Source organism: Luteimonas panaciterrae (genome assembly GCF_020511115.1).
Classification (GTDB): domain Bacteria; phylum Pseudomonadota; class Gammaproteobacteria; order Xanthomonadales; family Xanthomonadaceae; genus Luteimonas; species Luteimonas panaciterrae.
In genome coordinates this window covers 1-584 of the sequence record NZ_JAJAVH010000076.1, presented here as the reverse complement: position 1 = coordinate 584, position 584 = coordinate 1, and the positions used below count along the sequence as shown (strand labels likewise).

Annotated in this window: 1 protein-coding gene; it reads right to left on the bottom strand. The window is 62.8% G+C overall.

What is annotated here, in order from left to right; all coding sequences use genetic code 11:
- Positions 1-61: 61 nt before the first annotated feature.
- Positions 62-584: thioredoxin fold domain-containing protein (locus LG367_RS18335; RefSeq protein WP_226470712.1), on the bottom strand; the 523-nt coding region annotated here is incomplete at its 5' end.

Below are 584 nucleotides of genomic sequence, written 5' to 3'. Positions count from 1 at the left end.
TGCGCTTGCGCCTCCGCACTTGCATCCAGTATGGAAACTAGGAATGGTTTCGACCAAAGATTTATTTCTCCTCATCCCCCTTCGCGGGAGTAATGCTAGCGATTGCATCGTTGAGCGAAGCGCCCTTCGCCAGCTTGTCGAGCGTGGCGCGCAGGGCGTCCGGCGGCATGTAGCCGGGCATCACCTCGCCCTTGTCGGTGATGATCATCGGCGTGCCCTGCAGGCCGACACGCTGGCCGATGTCGTATTCCATGGTGACCGGGTTCTTGCAGTTGCGCACCGGCACCGCCTGATCGTTCTTGGCATCGGTGAGGGCCTTCTTGCGGTCGGCCGCGCACCACACGTTCACCATCTTCTGGAAATCGGGACTGCCCAGGCCCATGCGCGGGAACGCGAGGTACTGCACGGCGATGCCCTGGTGGTTGTATTCCGCGATCTGCGAATGCAGCTTGCGGCAGTAGCCGCACTCCACGTCGGTGAACACCGACACGGTGTACTTCGGGTTCGGCGGCGCGAAGACGATGCGGTCGGCGACGGGGATCGTGTCGAGCAGCTGGCGGCGGACCTTGGCCAGATTGCGCTGG